The sequence below is a fragment of the Variovorax sp. UMC13 genome (genome assembly GCF_014170375.1).
In the GTDB taxonomy this organism is placed as follows: Bacteria; Pseudomonadota; Gammaproteobacteria; order Burkholderiales; family Burkholderiaceae_C; genus Variovorax.
Map to the genome: position 1 here is coordinate 77437 of NZ_LZZW01000036.1, position 18850 is coordinate 96286.

An 18850-nucleotide genomic window follows, 5' to 3' on the forward strand; every position below is an offset into this window, starting at 1 on the left:
GTTATCGGTGCAGCGGCTCCGCCGCATGCGCCACGCAGCCATGCGCCGTGTGCTGCGGATGGGCCGCCAGCAGCGCGCGCGTGACGCCGTTGGTCCAGCCGAAGCCGTCCTGCAGCGGGTACTCGCCGCCGCCGCCACCAGCCGAGCGCTGGTGTTCCTGCTGGCGCAGCGCGTACTTCTCGACCAGCTTGCCCTCGCGCTCGTAGACGGCGGCCACCGTGGCCAGCCAGCGCTTGCCGATGCTGCCAGCCAGCCCAAGGTGGCCATGGTGCGCGAAGCCGTCGATCGCCATCCACTGCAGCGCCGCCCAGCCGTTGGGCTGGTCCCACTGCTGGTCGCTGAAGCATTCGGTGGTCGACAGGCCGCCGGGCGCGAGCAGGCGCTGCCGCACCGTCTGCGCCAGCGCGTCGGCCTGCGGGCCATCGACCAGGTCCGCGAACAGCGGCGCGACGCAGGCCGCGGTCAGGCCTTGGCGTTGCCGGCCCTGGCGCCAGTCGTGGTCGAAGAAGGCGCCCTGTTCCCCATTCCACAGCCAGCGCGTGACCGCATCGCGCCGGCGCTGCGCCTGCTGCGTAAAGGCCCGCGCGCTCTCGCTGTCGCCGGCCTGCGTGGACAGCGCGGCGATGGTGGTCTCGAGCTTGAACAAAAAGGCGTTGAGGTCGACCGGCACGATGTCGGTGGTGCGGATGCTGGCCAGCGTCGGCGCTTCGCCTTCGTCGAGCCAGCGGGTGCTGAAGTCCCAACCCGATTCGGCCGCGGCGCGCAGGTGGCGGTAGACCTCGGCCGGTTCGCGGCCGCTGGCCTGGGCGGTCGCCACGTCTTCGGCCCAGGCCTCCTCGCGCGGCGTGTCGCGCGCGTCCCAGTGGCGGTTGAGCAGCGCGCCATCGGGCAGGCGCACCACGCGCGCCTGCGCGTGGCCGGGCGCGAGGCCCTCGCCGCCACGCATCCACCAGGCATGTTCGAGGCGCAGCTGCGGCAGCTGCTCGAGCGGATCGGTCACGCCCAGCCGCGCTGCGAGCTCGACCATGCAGGCGAACAGCGGCGGCTGCGAGCGGCTCAGGTAGTAGGTGCGCGTGCCGTTGGGCACATGGCCGTGCTCGTCGATCAGGTGCGCGAAATTGCGCACCATGTCGCCGACCAGATCGTGGCGCCCGCTGGCCGCGAGCCCCAGCATCGTGAAATACGAATCCCAGTAGTAGAGCTCGCCGAAGCGCCCGCCCGGCACCACGTAGGGGTGCGGCACCTGCAGCAGCGAACCGTGGGCCGGATGCGCGTGTGGATGGCGCGTGAGCACCGGCCACAGGTCGTCGATGTGGGCCGCGATGGACTGGCCGGGCACCGAGACGTAGTCGCTGGGCTCCGGATGCTCCTCGTCGAAATGGGCGGCCACGAAGGCCCGCAGGTCGAAGCCCGGCGCGCCGCATTGCGCGCGGTAGGCCGCGAGGATGGCCGCCGGTTCGCCGCGCGGCGCGCAGTCGACGAAGGTCTTGCTGTCAGGGAACACGCGCGCCCCCTGCACCGCGGTGAAGAGCTCCGCGTAGCGGTCCGCGGGCGTCAGCGCATCGGGCGCCGGCGCCGCGGACGCGAGGCGGGCGGACGCCGTCAGAGCACCCCGCCGGCGCGCAGCGCCGCGATTTTTTCCGCATCCAGGCCGAACTCGGCCAGCACCTCGTCGGTGTGCTGGCCCAGCGCCGGCGGCGCGTAGCGCAGCACCGGCGGCGTGGCCGACAGGCGCAGCGGGCTCGCCACGCCGGTGATGCTGGTGATGCCGTCGCCCGCATCGCGCGGCAGCGTCACGGCCAGGCCGCGCGCCTTGACCTGTTCGTCGTCGAAGGCCTGCGCGATGTTGTTGATCGGGCCGCAGGGCACGGCCTTGTCTTCCAGCAGCGCGATCCAGTCGGCGGTGCTGCGCGTGCGCGTGACCGCCTGCATCTGCGGGATCAGCACCTCGCGGTGCGTGACGCGCAGCGTGTTGCTCGCGAAGCGCGGATCGGCGGCCCACTCGGCATGGCCGGCGGCTTCGCAGAAGCGCGCGAACTGGCCGTTGTTGCCGATGGCCAGCAGCATCGAGCCGTCCTGGGTCTGGAAATCCTGATAAGGCGCGAGGCTCGGGTGGCTGTTGCCCTGGCGCTGCGGCACCACGCCCGCGTTGAGGAAGGCGCTGGCCTGGTTGGCCAGGATCGCCATGCCCACGTCGAGCAGCGCCATGTCGATGTGCTGGCCTTCGCCCGTGCGATGGCGCACCTCGAGCGCGGCCAGGATGGCCGTGCTGGCGTAAACGCCGGTGAACAGGTCGGTCAGCGCCACGCCCACGCGCAGCGGGCCGCCACCGGGCACCTCGTCGGGCCGGCCGGTGATGCTCATCATGCCGCTGGTGGCCTGGATCATCAGGTCGTAGCCGGCGCGCTGCGCGTGCGGGCCGTCGTGGCCGAAGCCGGTCACGCTGCAGTAGATCAGCCGCGGGTTGGCCGCGCGCAGGCTCTCGTGGTCGAGGCCGTACTGCTTCAAGCCGCCGGTCTTGAAGTTCTCCACCACGATGTCGCTCTGCGCGGCCATCTGCTGCAGCAGGGCCTGGCCCTCGGGCGTGGCCATGTCGACCGTGACCGAGCGCTTGTTGCGGTTGCAGGCGGTGAAGTAGGTGGCCTGGTCGGTGTCGTTGCCGTCCGCGTCCTGGAGGAAGGGCGGGCCCCAGCCGCGCGTGTCGTCACCGACGCCGGGGCGTTCGATCTTCACGACCTCGGCGCCGAGGTCGGCCAGGATCTGCGTGCACCAGGGGCCCGCGAGCACGCGGGAGAGGTCGAGGACCTTGAGGCCGGCGAGCGCGCCTGCGTTTTCTTTCTTCATCGGCATGTCCTGTAAGTATCCCCTTAGTGGGATGCCGCGGAACCGGCTTTGCCGGGCCGCCGGCATCGCCCCCCTTGAGGGGGAGTCGAGCTACACGAAGTGAGCGAGGGACGGGGGTGGGCTCAGTTCGCGAAAGCGGCGATGCCGGTGATCGCGCGACCCAGGATCAGCGCATGGATGTCGTGCGTGCCTTCGTAGGTGTTCACGACTTCCAGGTTCACCAGGTGGCGCGCCACGCCGAACTCGTCGCTGATGCCGTTGCCGCCCATCATGTCGCGCGCCATGCGGGCGATGTCCAGCGACTTGCCGCAGTTGTTGCGCTTCATGATCGAGGTGATCTCGACCGCCGCGATGCCTTCGTCCTTCATGCGGCCCAGGCGCAGGCTGCCCTGCAGGCCCAGCGTGATCTCGGTCTGCATGTCGGCCAGCTTCTTTTGAATGAGCTGGTTGGCCGCGAGCGGGCGGCCGAACTGCTTGCGGTCCAGCGTGTACTGGCGGGCGCGGTGCATGCAGTCCTCGGCGGCGCCGAGTGCGCCCCAGGAGATTCCGTAGCGCGCGCTGTTGAGGCAGGTGAACGGGCCCTTCAGGCCCTGCACTTCAGGGAAGGCGTTCTCTTCGGGGCAGAACACGCCGTCCATCACGATCTCGCCGGTGATGCTGGCGCGCAGGCCGACCTTGCCGTGGATCGCGGGGGCGCTCAGGCCCTTCATGCCCTTCTCGAGCACGAAGCCGCGGATCGGGCCGACCGTGCCGGACTCGCTGACTTCCTTGGCCCAGACCACGAACACGTCGGCGATGGGCGAATTGCTGATCCACATCTTGGCGCCGCTCAGCGAATAGCCGCCCGGCACCTTCTTGGCGCGCGTGGCCATGCTGCCGGGATCGGAGCCGTGGTCGGGTTCGGTCAGGCCGAAGCAGCCGATGAACTCGCCGGTGGCGAGCTTGGGCAGGTACTTCTGCTTCTGCGCCTCGGTGCCGAATTCGAAGATCGGCACCATCACCAGCGAGCTCTGCACGCTGGCCATCGAGCGGTAGCCCGAATCGACGCGCTCGACTTCGCGCGCGATCAGGCCATAGGCCACGTAGTTGAGGCCCGGGCCGCCGTACTGTTCGGGAATCGTTGGGCCCAGCAGGCCCAGCGCGCCCATTTCGCGGAAGATGGCGGGGTCGGTCTCGCCGCTGCGGAAGCCCTCGGTCACGCGGGGCAGCAGGCGCTCCTGGCAGTAGGCATTGGCCGCGTCGCGAATCATGCGTTCTTCGTCGGTCAGCTGCTGATCGAGCAGGAGGGGATCGTCCCAGTGGAATTGCGCTTTGGCGGCCATGTGCTGTCTCCGGAAGAAGAGGGAAAAGACGGGAAATGAATGGCTCGATCCTAGCCTCGGCACCGGGTCGGCGCAAACGAGCAATACTCAGCCAGATATGCATTGCACGAATACCTTGAGTTTCTGCACGCGTCACACGCGGCGCATTTTCCTGTGCGAGGTGAGACGCAGCGGGGAGGATCTCTAGTGCGCCGAAAGATCCCGCCGCTGCAGACCCTGGTCTGCTTCGACGCCGCCGCGCGCCACGAGAGCTACACGCGGGCCGCGCAGGAGCTCGCCCTCACGCAGAGCGCGGTCTCGCGCCAGATCGGCGCGCTGGAGGCCTTCCTCGGCGTCACGCTGTTCCGCCGCACGCGCCACGGCGTGGCGCTGACGCCCGCCGGCACCGCCTACGCGCGCCAGACGGCCAAGCGGCTCGAGGCCATGGAGCGCGACACGCTCGACGCCATGGCCGACCAGGGCGCCGGTGGCGCGCTGGCGCTGGCGGCCGTGCCCACCTTCGCCACGCGCTGGCTGATCCCGCGGCTGCCGGCCTTCGCGCGCCAGCAGCCCGAGGTGGTGGTGCACATCGAGACCCGCACCCGCCCCTTCCTGTTCGCCGACGCCGAATTCGACGCCGCGCTCTATGCGGGCACGCCCGCGCAGGTGGCCAACTGGGCCGGCACGCGCGCGGTGCTGCTGCTGCGCGAGGACGTGATGCCGCTGTGCAGCCCGCGGCTGCTGCCGCAGGGCCAGCCCGTGGCGCCGGAGGCCGTCGCCAGGATGCCGCTGCTGCAGCAGAGCACCCGGCCCGAGGGCTGGCGTCAATGGTTCGACGCGCAGCAGGTCGATGCGCCCCGCGCGCGCACCGGGCCGCGCTACGAGCTGTTCTCGATGCTGGCCGCGGCCGCCACCCAGGGCCTGGGCGTGGCGCTGATGCCGACCCTGCTGGTGGAGGACGAACTCGCGCGCGGCGAGCTCGTCGTGGCCTGCGCGCAGGTGCTCTCGGGCCAGCGCAACTACTACCTGGTCACGCCCGATCGCGGCGAAGGCCGCCCGCTGCTGGGCCTGTTCTCCGACTGGCTGGTGGGCCAGGCGCAAGGCGGCTGAGCCGGCGCCGAAGGAACTTTCGCCGCCACCGCGCGCTCCGACCTGGCCCGCCACCCTCGAAGCCCCGTCACGCGCCATGTGATCCCTGCCCGTCGTCCTCCTCAAGAAGCACCGCGCCCGCACGCCCAGAGCGTCCCGGAGCGCGGCCTTTTCCTTTCTTGTCAGGCGCTTGCATGGCTGTTCTTCATGACGATGCGCACATGGCGTGGATCCCGGCCTCGGCCGATGCATCCCTCGCCCCCGGTGCCTCCTTTTTTTCGCTGCGCCACCTGGGCTTCGCCCTGCCCGACGGACGGGCGCTGTTCCACGGCCTGAACGCCGAACTGCATGCCGAACGCATCGGCCTCGTGGGCCGCAACGGCGCGGGCAAGAGCGTGCTGGCCCGGCTGCTGGTCGATCGCCTGCCTCCCGGTGCGGGCCGCGTCGTGCGCGGCGGCAGCGTGGCCTGGGTGCCGCAGGAGGTCGGCGCCACGGCGGGCACATGCGTGGCGACGGTCGCGGGCCTCGCGCCGCTGTTCGACGCGCTCGCGCGCATCGAGGCCGGCGGGCTCGATGCCGCCGACTTCGCGCTGCTCGAGGGTCGGTGGGACATCGCCGCCACCTTCGCCCAGGCGCTGGCCGAGGGTGGGCTGGCGCCGTTGCGGCCCTCGGACCCGGCCGACCGGCTCAGCGGCGGCGAGCTGACCCGCGTGGCGCTGGTCGGCGCCTTCCTGTCGGGCGCCGAGGCGCTGGTGCTCGACGAGCCGACCAACCATCTCGATGCCGGCGCGCGCGATTGGCTTCGCACGAAGCTGGCTGCATGGCCCGGCGCGGCCGTGGTCGTGAGCCACGACCGCGAACTGCTCGAAACCGTGGACGCGATCCTGGAACTCGGACCCGACGGGCTCACCCGCTACGGCGGCAACTTCACGCTGTACGCGCAGCAGCGCGCGCAGCAGGCGGCCGCCGCGGAGGCCGCGCTGCAGCACGCGCGGGCCGAGAAGAAGGCCGGCCTGCGCGCCTTGCGCGAACAGCACGATGCGCAACAGCAGCGCACGGCCCGCCAGCAGCGCGACGCGAAGACGCGCAACCTGCCGGCCCTGGTGCTGGGCCGCATGAAGGACGCAGCGCAGGCCAGCGCCGGCAAGGCGAACGCACGCCGCAGCGACGCCGCCGACCGGCTCGCGGGCGCGGTCCGGCAGGCGCTCGCGCGCACCGAGCAGGCACCGGCACTCGCGCTGATGCTGCCGGCAACCTCGGTGGCGGCCGGCAAGCGCGTGCTGACGCTGGAAGACGCGGTGCCGCCCTTCCCGCCCGGCGCCGCGCCGCTGTCGCTGGCGCTCGCCGGCCCGCTGCGCGTGGCGGTGCAGGGCCCCAACGGCTGCGGCAAGACCACGCTCCTGAAGCTGCTGGCCGGCGAGATCGCGCCCGCCGCGGGCAGCTGCCACATCGGCGTGCCGCACGCCTGGCTGGACCAGCGCGCCGACAGCCTGCTGCCGCGCCACCAGTCGGTGCTGGAACGCCTGCAGGCCTTGCACACGCCGCTGCCCGAGGGCATGCTGCGCAGCCACCTGGCCTGGCTGGGCCTCGGGGCCGCGCAGGTCGGCATGCCCTCGGGCGCGCTGAGCGGCGGCGAACGCATGAAGGCCGCGCTGGCCTGCGCGCTGTGGGCCGGCGAGCCCGCGCAGCTGTTGCTGCTGGACGAGCCTACGAACCACCTGGACCTGGCCTCGGTCGAGGCGATGGAGCAGGCGCTGGCGGGCTACCCGGGCGCGCTGGTCGTGGCCTCGCACGATGCGCGTTTTATCAAGGCGCTGGGGCCGACCCACAGCTTGCGCTTCGACGCCAAGGGCTGGGTGCTGGAGACGATCGCCTGAGCCGGCGCCAGGTTGCGGTACGGTTCGAACCATGACAACGGCTGCACCCTCCCGCTCTCCCCTCCTCGCCATCGACCGCCTGCGCTTCGCCTACCCCGGCGAGCCGCCGCTGGTGGCCGACTGGTCCGTCGCCATCGGCCCCGGCGTGACGCTGCTGCACGGCGACACCGGCAGCGGCAAGTCGACGCTGCTGCGCGTGCTCGCGGGCCAGGTGCCCGCCAGCGCCGGCACGCTGACGCTGTGCGGCGCATCGCTGCCCGGCGACGTGGCGGCCTACCGGCGCCACCTGTTCTTCATCGAGCCCGGCACCGATGCCTTCGACGCCATGAGCGGCCGCGACTGCGCGCTGTCGCTGCGCCGCGCCGACCTGCCGTTCAACGAAGCGCGCTGGGCGGCGCTGGTCGAAGGCTTCTCGCTCGCGCCCCACATCGACAAGGCCATGTACATGCTTTCCACGGGCTCCAAGCGCAAGGTCTGGCTCGCGGCGGCCCTGGCCTCGAAGCACCCGCTCACGCTGCTCGACGAGCCGACCGGCGGGCTCGATGCGGCCTCGATGCGCTGCCTGTGGCGCACCCTCGCCGAGATCGCGGCCGAGGGCGACCGCGCCGTCATCGTCGCGAGCGGCGAGCGCATCGGCGAGGTGCCGCTGGCCGCCACGCTCGCGCTGCCCTTCGCCTGACGCGGCCACAATGCGTGCCAAAGGCGGGGCCGGCAACGGCCACCGCCGCCCCAGCCACACCAGATGGCGAACCAGAGACAAGCCGCATGACCACGACCGCCGCCGCCGCCCCGCCCCACCTGCCCGATTCGCGCTACGCCCTCTGGCGCCTGCTGGTCACGCTGCTGATCATGACCGTGGGCAGCAGCGGCATGTACGTGGTCTCGGTCGTGATCCCCGCGGTGCAGGCCGACTTCGGCATCGACCGCGCGCAGGCCTCGCTGCCCTACACGCTGCTGATGATCGGCTTCGGCGTGGGCGGCATGCTGATGGGCAAGGTGGCCGACCGCTTCGGCGTGATGTGGCCCCTGCTGGGCGGCGCGGTCGCGCTGGGCCTGGGCTACGTGGCCTGCGGCCTGGCGCCGAACATCGTGGCCTTCATCGCGGCGCAGGCGGTGCTGGTCGGGCTGCTCGGCAGTTCCGCCGCCTTCGCGCCGCTGGTGGCCGACACCTCGCTGTGGTTCGTGAAACGGCGCGGCATCGCGGTGGCGGTGTGCGCGAGCGGCAACTACATCGCCGGTGCCGTCTGGCCGCCGATCGCGCAGCACTTCGTCGAGACCGTGGGCTGGCGCCAGACCTACCTGGGCATGGGCCTGTTCTGCGGCCTCGCGATGGCCGGCCTGGCGCTGCTGATGCACGCGCGGCCACCGGCCCTCTCGATGGCGATGCCGAGCGCCGTCGCCGGCCGGCCGGTGCCCGGCATGCGCCCCTTCGGCCTGAGCCTGGGCACCGCCCAGGGCCTGCTGTGCGTGGCCGGCGTGGCCTGCTGCGTCGCGATGGCGATGCCGCAGGTGCACATCGTGGCCTACTGCACCGACCTGGGCTTCGGCGCGGCGCGCGGCGCCCAGATGCTGTCGCTGATGCTGGCCTGCGGCATCGCGAGCCGGCTGATCTCGGGCGCGATCTGCGACCGCATCGGCGGCCTGCGCACGCTGCTGCTGGGCTCGGGCCTGCAATGCGTGGCGCTGCTGCTGTTCCTGCCCTTCGACGGGCTGGTGCCGCTGTTCGTGGTGTCGGCGATGTTCGGCCTGTTCCAGGGCGGCATCGTGCCCTCGTACGCGATCATCGTGCGCGAGCACTTCCCGCCCGCCGAGGCCGGCGCGCGCGTCGGCACGGTGCTGATGTGCACGCTGCTGGGCATGGCGCTGGGCGGCTGGATGTCGGGCAAGGTGTTCGACCTCACCGGCAGCTATCACGCGGCCTTCCTCAACGGCATCGCGTGGAACCTGCTCAACATGTCGATCGCGGCCACGCTGCTGTGGCGCGTCTCGCGGGGCGCGACCGGGCGCGCCGCCGCGCTCAGTAGCTGATCTTCGCGGCCGGCACGGCACCCCCGGCGCCGAAGCGCGTGGCGATGGCCTCGGCGCCGCGCGCGAGGATCTGCAGGTCCATCGCGACCGCCACGAACAGCGCGCCGAGGTCCAGGCACTCGCGCGCCCGCACCTCGTCCACCAGCAGGATGCCCGGCGCCTTGCCGCAGGCGCGGATGCGGGCGATGGCGCCGTCGATGGCCGCGCGCACTTCCGGATGGCCGGCATTGCCCGGATGGCCCATGCTGGCCGACAGGTCGGCCGGGCCGATGAACACGCCGTCGACCCCGTCGACGCTGGCGATCTCCTCGAGCCGGTCGAGCGCCTCGCGGGTCTCGACCTGCACCAGCAGGCACAGCTCCTCGTGCGCGTGCTGCGCATAGCCCTGCGTGCGGCCGTAGTTGGAGGCCCGCATCGAGCCGCCCATGCCGCGGATGCCTGCGGGCGCATAGCGCATGGCGCGCACCGCGGCGCGCGCCTCGTCGGCGTTCTGCACGAAGGGCAGCAGCAAGGTCTGGGCACCGATGTCGAGGTAGCGCTTGATCAGCACCGGATCGTTCCAGGCCGGGCGCACCACGGCCGACGACGCTCGCTCACCGGCGGGCACCGCCGAGGCCGCGCCCTGCAGCTGCTGAAGCATGCGCGGCACGTCGGTGGGCGCGTGCTCGGTGTCGAACAGCAGCCAGTCGTAGCCGGCACCGGCGACGATCTCCGCGATGTAGGGGTCGGGCAGGCTGCACCACAGCCCGATCTGCGCCCGGCCCTCGGCCAGCGCGCGCTTGAAATGGTTGACGGGGAGTTGCGACATCCGGCCACCATAGCCGATCGCCTCGTGCACCGCCGCCGAAGTCCGGCGGGACGCGATGCCATTGCGGGCGGCACCGCTCGGCGTCACGGCGCCGGGCGAGAATCGACGCACCGCCTTCTCACCGACACAACAAGCAAGAGAGAGAAACGTCCATGCTGCAGAACCTCACCCCCTTCCTGGTCCACTGGGCCATCACCGGCCTGTCGCTGTGGATCGCCAGCTTCCTGTTCCGGGGCCTCAAGTTCGACAGCACCGGGGCACTGGTGGTGTCGGCCCTGCTGCTGGGCTTCGCCAATGCGGTGGTCAAGCCGCTGCTGATCGTGCTCACGCTGCCGCTGACCCTGCTGACCTTCGGCCTGTTCCTGCTGGTGATCAACGCGCTGATGATCCTGCTGGTGTCGGCCCTGGTGCGCGGCTTCAAGGTCTCGGGCTTCTGGACCGCCTTCTTCGCCAGCATCTTCATCTCGCTGCTGAGCATCGCCATCGGTTCGATGGTCGGCGGCAGCGACCCGGCGACGAACATCCAGATGCCCAGCAGCGGCACCTGGCTGTAGCCCGCCTCAGGCCGTCGCGCAGGCGGCCGAGCCGCACCCGGTCAGCGGCTGGGCCGGCAGCCCCTGCGGCATGCGCACCTGCTGCGTGGCCGCATCGAAGCCCACGCTGCGCAGGTGCAGCGCCAGCGCGGCGTCCATGGTCTGGGCGTGCTGCACGAACCACACGGCGAGTTCCCGCGCCATCCGGCGGATGGCCTCGGTCTCATTCTTCAGGCCCTGCACCAGGCCCTCGCGCATCACCTCCAGCACCACGCGATGCTGCACCGTGTGGCAGTTGGCCGAGGAGAAGCCGGTGCTGCGCATCCAGGCGTCCTCGGTGCCGAAATGCTCGACCGTGTGATCGATCAACGCGCGCCAGGCCGGCACCAGTTGCGCGTCGTCGGCGCCCTCGACCTGCGCCAGCAGTTCGACGAATTCCTGGTGCGTCTGGTCCATCGGGGGCAGGTCCAGCGACAGCGACTCGGACCATTGCAATGCAGCCATGCGGCTCTCCTTGTGCGGAAAACCTCAGGCTATCGGTACGCGCCTCGAGGCGGTTTGACCTGGCGCAACAGTGATGCGCAGGGTCCGACGTCAGCGGGGCAGCAGATCGCCCGCCTGGATCGGCAGGCTGCGCACGCGCCGGCCGATGGCATGGAACACGGCGTTCGCGACGGCGGCGGCGACGCCCGGAACACCGATCTCGCCGAGGCCGCGCACGCCGAGCGCGTTGAACTGCTCGTCCGGCGCGCCGACGAACAGCACCTCGATGTCCGGCACGTCGGCATTCACCGGCAGGTGGTAGTCGGCGAGGTTGTCGTTCACGATGCGCGCGGTGCCCGGGTCGAACTGTGTCTTTTCCATCAAGGCCATGCCGATGCCGAAGACGATGCCGCCCTTGATCTGGCTGGCCGCCAGCGACGGGTTCACGATGCGGCCGCAATCGAAGGCGCTGACCACCCGCGTGACGCGCAAGCGTGCCAGGTCCTCGTCCACCCGGACCTCGACGAAATGCGCACCGAAGGAGTGGAAGCTCAACGCCGTCGTCGCGGGCTTGCCCGCCGAGGTGGCCGTCGCCTGCAGCGAGGCCACCGCGGCTTCGGTCATCCGATGCGCCAGAGGCCCCGTGCGCGGCCTTGCACCGAGCGCCGCTTCGGCGGCCTCGATCTTTTCGCGCAGCTGGGTGCAGGCCGCCTGCGCCGCGGGCAACACGCTGGCCGTCGACTTGGAGCGCCCGGCCGTGGGTGCCGCCGGCAGGCCGGAGTCGCCCAGGCGCACCTCGACCGCGGCCACGGACAGGCCCAGCTCCGACGCCACGAGCTGCGCCAGGATCGTGGACATGCCGGTGCCGATGTCGGTGGCGGCCGTCTCCACCAGCGCGTCTCCGGTGGCGTTCAGCGTCACGCGGACGCTGGCCGGCAGGGCCGGCGCGGGATAGGCGGTGGTGGCCATGCCGCAGCCCACCCATTCGAAACCCTCGCGCCGCGCGCGGGGTTCGGCCGCGCGCTGCGACCAACCGAAGCGGCGTGCGCCTTCCGCGTAGCACTGCGCGAGGTGAATGGACGACCAGGGACGGTCGTGCAAGGCGTCGCGGTGCGGGAAGTTCTGCAGCCTGAAGGCCAGCGGATCGATGCCCATTCCGCAGGCCAGTTCGTCCACTGCGGATTCCAGCGCGAAGGAGCCTGGCGTCTCGCCCGGTCCGCGGAAGGGCGTGGGCGTCGGGATCGCACGCCGCGCCACGTGGTGCGCGACCTGCAGGTGCGCCGAGGGATAGAGCACCAGCGTGTTGAGGCCGCAGGGCTCGAAGAAGCCGCCCTGCAGGGACGTTGGCGTCCAGCTCTCGTGGCGCACGGACACGAAGCGCCCGGCGCCGTCTGTGGCCAAGGCCACGTCCTGGCTGGTCTCGCCGCGGTGGCCGGTGGCCACCGACATGTCGGCGCGCGACAGCTGCAGCCGCACGGGCCGCGACAGCGCCCGGGCCAGGTGCGCCGCCAGGGCCTGGTGCGGCCACATCTGGTTCTTGCTGCCGAAGCCCCCGCCGACGAAGCGCGAATGCACGCTCACCTGCGCCGCCGCGATGCCCAGCGAGGCCGCGATGTAGTCGCGTGCCGCGCCCACGCCCTGCGTCGAGTCGTGCACCGTCATGCGTTCGCCGTCCCAGGCCGCCAGCGTGGCGGTCGGCTCCATCGGTTGGTGGTGCTGCGTGGGCGTCTCGTAGGTGGCTTCGAGTCGATGCGCGACCGTCGAGGCATCCGGTGCGGTGCCCACGGCGACCTGCATCTCTTCGCCGAAGAAGAAGCCCGGCCGCAGCAGCGCTTCTCCAGGACGCCGCAAGGCCAGGGTGGCGGGCTCGGCTTCGTATCCGACGTCGATCAGGCGCGCGGCCAGCCGCGCATCCTCGAGCGATTCGGCGACCACCACCGCCACCCATTGGCCGGCGAAGCGGATATCGGGCGCGCACAGCGGTCGCCAGGCCTCGGCGCGGCGATCGGCCCCATCGGCGAGCGCACCAAGGCCGAGTTCCTCCGCGCTGAGCCGCATGATCTCGGGCGAGCGGCGCCAGCCCAGCGCCGCTTGGGCGTTCAGGTGCGAATAGACCGCCACTACGCCGGGCAAGGCCAGCGCGGCGTGGGCGTCGAGCCGCGCGATGCGGCCCGCGGCCACGGTCGCGCGCACGCCCACGGCATGCAGCAAGCCGGGCGCTTGCTCGTCGGCCGCGTACCGCGCGGCGCCGGTCACCTTGGCGATGCCGTCGGTGCGCGGCAGCGCGCGGCCGACGTGCGAGGCGGTGCCGCCTGCATCCGGCGCGCTCATTGCAAGCCTCCGAGGACCCGACAGACCGCGGCACGCGCCATAGCCAGCTTGTAGCGGTTCTGCTCGGTGGCGACCGCGGTGTCCAGCAGCGCATCGCAGAAGGCGTCGAGCGCGGCGTCGGTCAGGGGCTGGCCGTGCAGCAGGGCTTCGGCGGAGCGCATGCGCCAGGGCACCGTGCCCACGCCGCCCAGCGCGACCGCGACCTCCGCCACCTGGCCGCCGTGCATGCGCAGCGAGGCCGCCACCGAGACGGTGGCGAACTCGTAGGACGCACGGCCGCGCAGCTTCAGGTAGTCGCTGCGCGGCGCCGCCCCCGTCACGGGCAACGACAGATGCGTGATCAATTCGTCCTCGGCCAGCGCATGCTCGATCTGCGGCGTCGCACCCGGCAGCACATAGAACGCATCGAAGGGAATGCGGCGCACGCCCCGGAGGCTGCGCACATGCACCTGCGCGTCGGCGGCGAGCAGCGCCACCGCGAGGTCCGAGGGATGGACGGCATGGCATGCGGCGCTCGTACCGAGCACCGCGTGGCCGGGATGCAACCCGTCGATGGCCGAGCAGCCCGCACCGGGACTGCGCTTGTTGCAACGCCAGTCGGTGCCGCGGAAATACACGCAGCGCGTGCGCTGCAGCAGGTTGCCGCCAATGGTCGCCACGTTGCGGATCTGGCCCGAGGCCCCCGACAGGATGGCTTTGGACACCAGCCCGGCGTGCGCCTGCACCAGCGCATGCTGCGCGACGTCGGTGTTCGTGGCGAGCGCGCCGATGCGCAGCCATCCGTCTTCCACGGCAATGCCGTCGAGCGCCAGCGCGCTGATGTCCAGCACCGTGGCCGGCGTCTCGACGCCCAGCTTCATGAGGTCCACCAGCGTGGTGCCACCGGCCAGGAGCCGCAGCCCGGGCCGGCCCAACTGCGCCAGCACCTCTTCGACACCGCCGGCACGCCGGTACTCAAAGGGCGCCATGGGAACGGACCTCCTCGATCGCCGACACGATGTTCGGATAGGCGCCGCAGCGGCAGAGGTTGCCGCTCATGAGTTCGCGGATCGCGCAGCGGCTGGTGGCGCAGGGATCGGCCGCCACTTCGACCGCCGACATGATCTGGCCCGGGGTGCAGAAGCCGCACTGGAACGCATCGTGGCGCACGAAGGCAGCCTGCACCGGGTGCAGGGTCTCGGCGCTGCCCAGGCCCTCCACGGTGGTCACGCTGCGTCCCTCGACGGCCACGGCCAGGCGCAGGCAGGACAGCGTGCGCCGTCCGTCGACCATGACCGTGCAGGCACCGCACTGGCCGTGGTCGCAGCCCTTCTTCGCGCCCGTCAGGCCCAGCTGCTCGCGCAGGAAATCGAGCAGCGTGGTGCGCGTGTCCACTTCGGTCGACGTCGCGCACCCGTTGACGTCGAGGGCAAGCCGGGCCTTCATCGCATCAGTCGATCAACAGGCCGGCCTGGCGCAGCCGGCCCTTCATGGTGTCGAAGCCGCCTTCGTACTCCCAGTTCTGCACGGTGTCGTGCGGGCACTGGATGAAGATGTGGTCCTCGGTGATCGACAGGATGCGCTCGACCTTGATCACCTTCTCGACGAAGTGCTCGTTGGGCATGGTCGCGGTGACCAGCTTGCCGGCCTGGTCGTAGCCATGGAAGACCTTGGCGGGTCGGATGCGTGCGGAGATGTAGTGCATGGATAGCCTCTGGGGTTGTGAACGAGCCGAAGCGGCTCAGGGAACGTGGTGCAGCCAGCAGGCCACGCGGTGGCCGCCGCCGGCTTCCGGCGCGGCCTCCTGCAGCGGCGGCGCGGCTTCGCGGCAGCGCGGCATGACCTGCGGGCAGCGCGTATGGAAGCGGCAGCCCGACGGCGGGTTCAGCGGACTGGGCAGGTCGCCCTTCATCGACACGCGCGGCCGCCGCGGCACGCTGGGCGGCAGGGGCTCGGCGATGGCGGAGAACAGGGCCTGCGTGTAGGGATGCAGCGGCTGGTTCCACAGCGCGCGCTTGGGCGCGATCTCCACGATCTCGCCGAGGTACATGACCGCGATGCGATCGGCCAGGTAGCCGATCACCGACAGGTCGTGCGAGATGAAGAGGTAGGCCGAGCCGCTCTCGGACTGCAGCCGGCGCAGCAGGTTGATGATCTGCGCCTGAATCGACACGTCGAGTGCCGACACCGGTTCGTCGCAGACCACCAGGCTGGGCTCCAGCGCGATGGCGCGGGCGATGGAGATGCGCTGGCGCTGTCCGCCCGACAGCTCGTGCGGATGGCGGTCGGCATGGTCCGGATGCAGGCCGACCCGCGCCACCAGCTCGTCGACGCGCTGCGCCTGTTCGCGCCGCGTGCCGACGTCGTGCACGGTGAAGGGTTCGGTCAGGATCTGGCGGATCGTGCGGCGCGGGTTGAGCGAGGCATAGGGATCCTGGAACACCATCTGCATCTGCCGCCGCACGGGGCGCAGTTCACGCCGCGACAGCCGGCTGATGTCCTGTCCCTTGAAGCTGATGCGGCCCTCGTCCGGGTCGTGCAGGCGCACGATGGTGCGGCCCAGGGTGGACTTCCCGCAGCCCGATTCGCCGACCAGCCCCAGTGTTTCGCCGGCATGGACCTGGAGGTCCACACCGTCCACGGCACGCACCGTGCCGCTGTGGGTCGCGTGGTACTTGACCAGGCTCTTGACGTCAAGCAATGGCTGCAGCATGCGCGGTCCCCGAGGAAGTGATGTCTGTCGCGTCGGCCTTGAAGCAGGCGACGGCGCGGAAGGCCGAGGTCTGGAGCGGCGGCGTCGTTGCGGTGCACGACGCATCGGCGCGATCGCAGCGTTGGGCGAAGGCGCACCCGGCACCGAGCCGGTCCAGCGGCGGCACGGCGCCACGGATCTCGGTCAGCGGCGCGAACGCGCCGTCGACCGACATGTCGGGGCGCGGCACGCTGGCCAGCAGCGCCCGGCTGTAGGGATGGGCGGGCGCCGAGAAGAAGGTCTCGGCATCGGCCTCCTCCACCTTGCGCCCGGCATACATGACCATCACGCGCTGCGACCACTCGGCGACCACGCCCAGGTCGTGGGTGATCAGGATCACGCCCATGCCGAGCTCGCGCTTGAGCCGGTCGATGAGCTCCAGCACCTGGGCCTGGATCGTCACGTCGAGTGCGGTGGTGGGCTCGTCGGCGATCAGCACCTGGGGCCGGCAGGCCAGCGCGATGGCGATCACGATGCGCTGCCGCATGCCGCCCGACAGGTGGTGCGGGTACTGGTGGAAGCGGGCCTCCGGCTCGGGGATGCCGACCAGGTCCATCAGGTCGATCACGCGCCGGTGCGCCTCTTCCGGCGTGCAGCGCTCGTGCTCGACCACGCTCTCGAGGATCTGGCGACCCACGGTCATCAGTGGGTTCAGGCTGGTCATCGGCTCCTGGAACACCATCGAGATGTCCTTGCCGCGCACGGCGCGCATCTGCGGCTCGCCCAGCGCCAGAAGGTCGCGCCCGCGCAGCAGCACCTGGCCGCCGCCGTTGCGCGCGATGCGCTTGGGCAGCAGCCGCATGATCGAATACGCCAGCATGCTCTTGCCGCAGCCCGACTCGCCCACCACGGCCAGCGTCTCGCCGGCCCGCACCTGCAGGTCGACCTCGTTGACGACGGGAAACCAGCGCTTGGAACGCGAGAGGAATTCGGTGCGCAGGCCGCGCACCTGGAGGACCGGTTCGGCCGTGCTCATGACTTGTGCCTCGGGTTCAGTGCTTCGTTCAGGGCATCGCCGATCAGGTTGATCGACAGCACCGTCAGCAGCACGGCGATGCCTGGGATGGTGACCATCCACCAGGCGGTGCGGATCGCCGCCCGGCCGGCGCCGATCATGAAACCCCAGGTCATGATGTTGGGGTCGCCCAGGCCGAGGAAGGACAGGCCGGACTCGAACAGGATCGCGGTGGCCACCATCAGCGAGCCCGCCACGGTGATGGTCGACAGCACGTTGGGCAGGATCTGCACCAGCATGATCCGCATGTCGCTCATGCCCAGCGCCAGGCAGGCCGAGGTGAACTCGCGGTTCTTCACGCTGATCACCTCGGCGCGCACCAGGCGCGCCAGCGGGGCCCACGAGACGATGGCGATGGCACCGATGACGTTGGGCAGCGTCGAGCCCAGCACCGCCACGATCACGATCGCGCCGATGAAGGTCGGAATGGTCTGGAAGAACTCGGTCACGCGCATCACCGCGGTGTCGATGCGCCCGCCGTAGTAGCCGGCGATGCCGCCCACCACGGTGCCGAGCACGACGATGACGAAGGCCGCCACCAGTCCGACGATCAGCGAGATGCGCGCGCCATAGGCGATGCCGGCGGCGATGTCGCGTCCCAGCATGTCGGTGCCGAGCCAGAACTCGCCGAAGGGTTCGCTGAACGGCGCCCCCAGCATCTCGTAGGGACCTTCTGGGAACAGCCAGGGCGCCGTGAACGCGAGGCCGGCGACGCAGAGCAGCAGGAACAGGCCGATCGCGCCCTGCGGCGTGCGCAGCGTGCGCACCAGCAGGCCGGACGCCTTGAAGGGGACATCAGGACTTGACATGGCGTTGGCGGCGAAGTTCGATGCGCGGGTCGACGATGGTGTAGACCACGTCGACGATGGCGTTGGTGATGACCACCAGGATGGAGCTCAGGAAGAAGATGCCCAGCAGCAGGTTCAGGTCGCGCGAGAACAGCGCCTCGAAGGCGAGCAGGCCCAGGCCCGGCCAGCCGAAGACCGACTCCACGATCACCGAACCACCCAGCATGCTGGAGACCTGCACGCCGGCCATGGTCAGCACCGGCAGGATGGCGTTGCGCAGCGCGTGGCGGTAGACGATCTTCCCGTTCGCCAGCCCCTTGGCGCGCGCGGTGTTGATGAAGTCCATGCGCAGCGTCTCGAGCATCGACGAGCGCATGAGCCGCGTGTACAGCGCCATGTAGAAGAAGGACAGCGTCAGGGCCGGCAGCACCAGGTGATGGGCCACGTCCAGCACATGGCGCAGGCCGGTGTCGGCCGCGCCCACCACCGAGATGCCGCTGGTGGGAAACCACGGCAGGTGGATCGAGAAGGCGATGATCAGCATCAGCCCGACCCAGAACAGCGGCGTGGCATAGGTGACGATGGCGAAGGTCACGATCAGGTTGGCGGTCCAGGTGCGGTCGCGCACCGCGGCGATCGCGCCCAGCAGGATGCCGACGCCGACCGAGATGAGCATCGAGGCGGCCATCAGCAACGCGGTGGCGCCCAGGCGGTCGAAGATCAGTTCGGCCACTCCGCGCGCATGGCGGAAGGAGTAGCCCATGTCGAACACCAGGATGTTTTTCATGTACTGCAGGAACTGCACGTACAGCGGCTGGTCCAGGCCGAACTGGGCCCGGATCTGCGCCATGTATTCCGGGCTCGCCGCGCCCGACTCCCCGGCCATCACCTGCGCGGCGTCGCCTGGCGCCAGCCGGATCAGGAAGAAGTTGACGACCACGATGGCCAAGATGATCGGCAGCCCATGGATCAATCGACCCAGGACGTACCTTGCCCGCGATGCCCACATGGCACTCTCCTGT

18 protein-coding genes are annotated in these 18850 nt (G+C 70.9%); 5 read left to right on the top strand and 13 right to left on the bottom strand.

Annotated features, from left to right (window positions below):
- Position 1: 1 nt before the first annotated feature.
- From treF to A9977_RS29940, 3 genes are all read right to left on the bottom strand, one after another.
- Positions 2-1606, bottom strand: a complete 1605-nt coding sequence (gene treF, locus A9977_RS29930) for an alpha,alpha-trehalase TreF (RefSeq protein WP_183028722.1) — start codon at positions 1604-1606, stop codon at positions 2-4.
- Positions 1603-2844: a CaiB/BaiF CoA-transferase family protein gene (locus A9977_RS34525; RefSeq protein ID WP_183028447.1), complete on the bottom strand. Its 1242-nt coding sequence runs from the start codon at positions 2842-2844 to the stop codon at positions 1603-1605. The genes treF and A9977_RS34525 overlap by 4 nt, the downstream gene beginning before the upstream one ends.
- Positions 2845-2966: 122 nt before the next feature.
- Entirely contained in the window at positions 2967-4166 is a 1200-nt protein-coding gene (locus A9977_RS29940; protein ID WP_183028448.1) for an acyl-CoA dehydrogenase, read from the bottom strand.
- Between the two features lie 186 nt (positions 4167-4352).
- On the opposite strand from A9977_RS29940, the gene A9977_RS29945 reads away from it, so the two are divergent.
- The 4 genes from A9977_RS29945 to A9977_RS29960 all read left to right on the top strand — a co-directional run bounded on the left by A9977_RS29945 (position 4353) and on the right by A9977_RS29960 (position 9139).
- Positions 4353-5255 carry a LysR substrate-binding domain-containing protein gene (locus A9977_RS29945; protein ID WP_183028449.1) on the top strand — a complete coding sequence of 301 codons (903 nt, stop codon included), beginning with the start codon at positions 4353-4355 and terminating at the stop codon, positions 5253-5255.
- A gap of 173 nt (positions 5256-5428) precedes the next feature.
- On the top strand, positions 5429-7111 hold the full coding sequence (locus A9977_RS29950) for an ABC-F family ATP-binding cassette domain-containing protein (RefSeq protein WP_259652215.1): 1683 nt from the start codon (positions 5429-5431) through the stop codon (positions 7109-7111).
- A gap of 31 nt (positions 7112-7142) precedes the next feature.
- A complete protein-coding gene (locus A9977_RS29955; RefSeq protein WP_183028450.1) occupies positions 7143-7790 on the top strand; it encodes an ATP-binding cassette domain-containing protein in 648 nt (215 codons plus the stop codon).
- An 86-nt stretch (positions 7791-7876) separates the two neighbouring features.
- Positions 7877-9139 carry an MFS transporter gene (locus tag A9977_RS29960; RefSeq protein ID WP_183028451.1) on the top strand — a complete coding sequence of 421 codons (1263 nt, stop codon included), beginning with the start codon at positions 7877-7879 and terminating at the stop codon, positions 9137-9139.
- Here the strand turns inward: A9977_RS29960 and A9977_RS29965 are convergent.
- A complete protein-coding gene (locus A9977_RS29965) occupies positions 9129-9947 on the bottom strand; it encodes an aldolase/citrate lyase family protein (protein ID WP_183028452.1) in 819 nt (272 codons plus the stop codon). The genes A9977_RS29960 and A9977_RS29965 overlap by 11 nt on opposite strands.
- A gap of 152 nt (positions 9948-10099) precedes the next feature.
- Between A9977_RS29965 and A9977_RS29970 the strand changes: the two genes are divergently transcribed.
- Positions 10100-10501: a phage holin family protein gene (locus A9977_RS29970; RefSeq protein WP_183028453.1), complete on the top strand. Its 402-nt coding sequence runs from the start codon at positions 10100-10102 to the stop codon at positions 10499-10501.
- Between the two features lie 6 nt (positions 10502-10507).
- On the opposite strand, the gene A9977_RS29975 is transcribed toward A9977_RS29970, so the two are convergent.
- The 9 genes from A9977_RS29975 to A9977_RS30015 form a co-directional block, all read right to left on the bottom strand.
- The gene (locus A9977_RS29975) at positions 10508-10984 is read right to left on the bottom strand and encodes a hemerythrin domain-containing protein (RefSeq protein WP_183028454.1); all 477 of its coding nucleotides are present in this window, start codon (positions 10982-10984) and stop codon (positions 10508-10510) included.
- Positions 10985-11074: 90 nt separating this feature from the next.
- Positions 11075-13294 (bottom strand): xanthine dehydrogenase family protein molybdopterin-binding subunit, encoded by a 2220-nt coding sequence (locus tag A9977_RS29980; RefSeq protein ID WP_183028455.1) that lies wholly within the window; start codon positions 13292-13294, stop codon positions 11075-11077.
- The gene (locus A9977_RS29985; protein ID WP_183028456.1) at positions 13291-14262 is read right to left on the bottom strand and encodes a xanthine dehydrogenase family protein subunit M; all 972 of its coding nucleotides are present in this window, start codon (positions 14260-14262) and stop codon (positions 13291-13293) included. Before A9977_RS29985 ends, A9977_RS29980 begins: the two co-directional genes overlap by 4 nt.
- Positions 14249-14719, bottom strand: a complete 471-nt coding sequence (locus tag A9977_RS29990; RefSeq protein ID WP_183028457.1) for a (2Fe-2S)-binding protein — start codon at positions 14717-14719, stop codon at positions 14249-14251. Before A9977_RS29990 ends, A9977_RS29985 begins: the two co-directional genes overlap by 14 nt.
- 4 nt (positions 14720-14723) lie before the next feature.
- Positions 14724-14978 (bottom strand): hypothetical protein, encoded by a 255-nt coding sequence (locus A9977_RS29995; protein WP_183028458.1) that lies wholly within the window; start codon positions 14976-14978, stop codon positions 14724-14726.
- Positions 14979-15014: 36 nt separating this feature from the next.
- Complete coding sequence (locus tag A9977_RS30000) at positions 15015-15986, bottom strand: ABC transporter ATP-binding protein (RefSeq protein WP_183028459.1); 972 nt, start codon at positions 15984-15986, stop codon at positions 15015-15017.
- The gene (locus A9977_RS30005) at positions 15967-17001 is read right to left on the bottom strand and encodes an ABC transporter ATP-binding protein (RefSeq protein ID WP_183028460.1); all 1035 of its coding nucleotides are present in this window, start codon (positions 16999-17001) and stop codon (positions 15967-15969) included. Before A9977_RS30005 ends, A9977_RS30000 begins: the two co-directional genes overlap by 20 nt.
- Positions 16998-17849, bottom strand: a complete 852-nt coding sequence (locus A9977_RS30010) for an ABC transporter permease (RefSeq protein WP_183028461.1) — start codon at positions 17847-17849, stop codon at positions 16998-17000. The genes A9977_RS30005 and A9977_RS30010 overlap by 4 nt, the downstream gene beginning before the upstream one ends.
- A complete protein-coding gene (locus A9977_RS30015; protein ID WP_183028462.1) occupies positions 17836-18837 on the bottom strand; it encodes an ABC transporter permease in 1002 nt (333 codons plus the stop codon). The genes A9977_RS30010 and A9977_RS30015 overlap by 14 nt, the downstream gene beginning before the upstream one ends.
- Positions 18838-18850 lie beyond the last annotated feature (13 nt).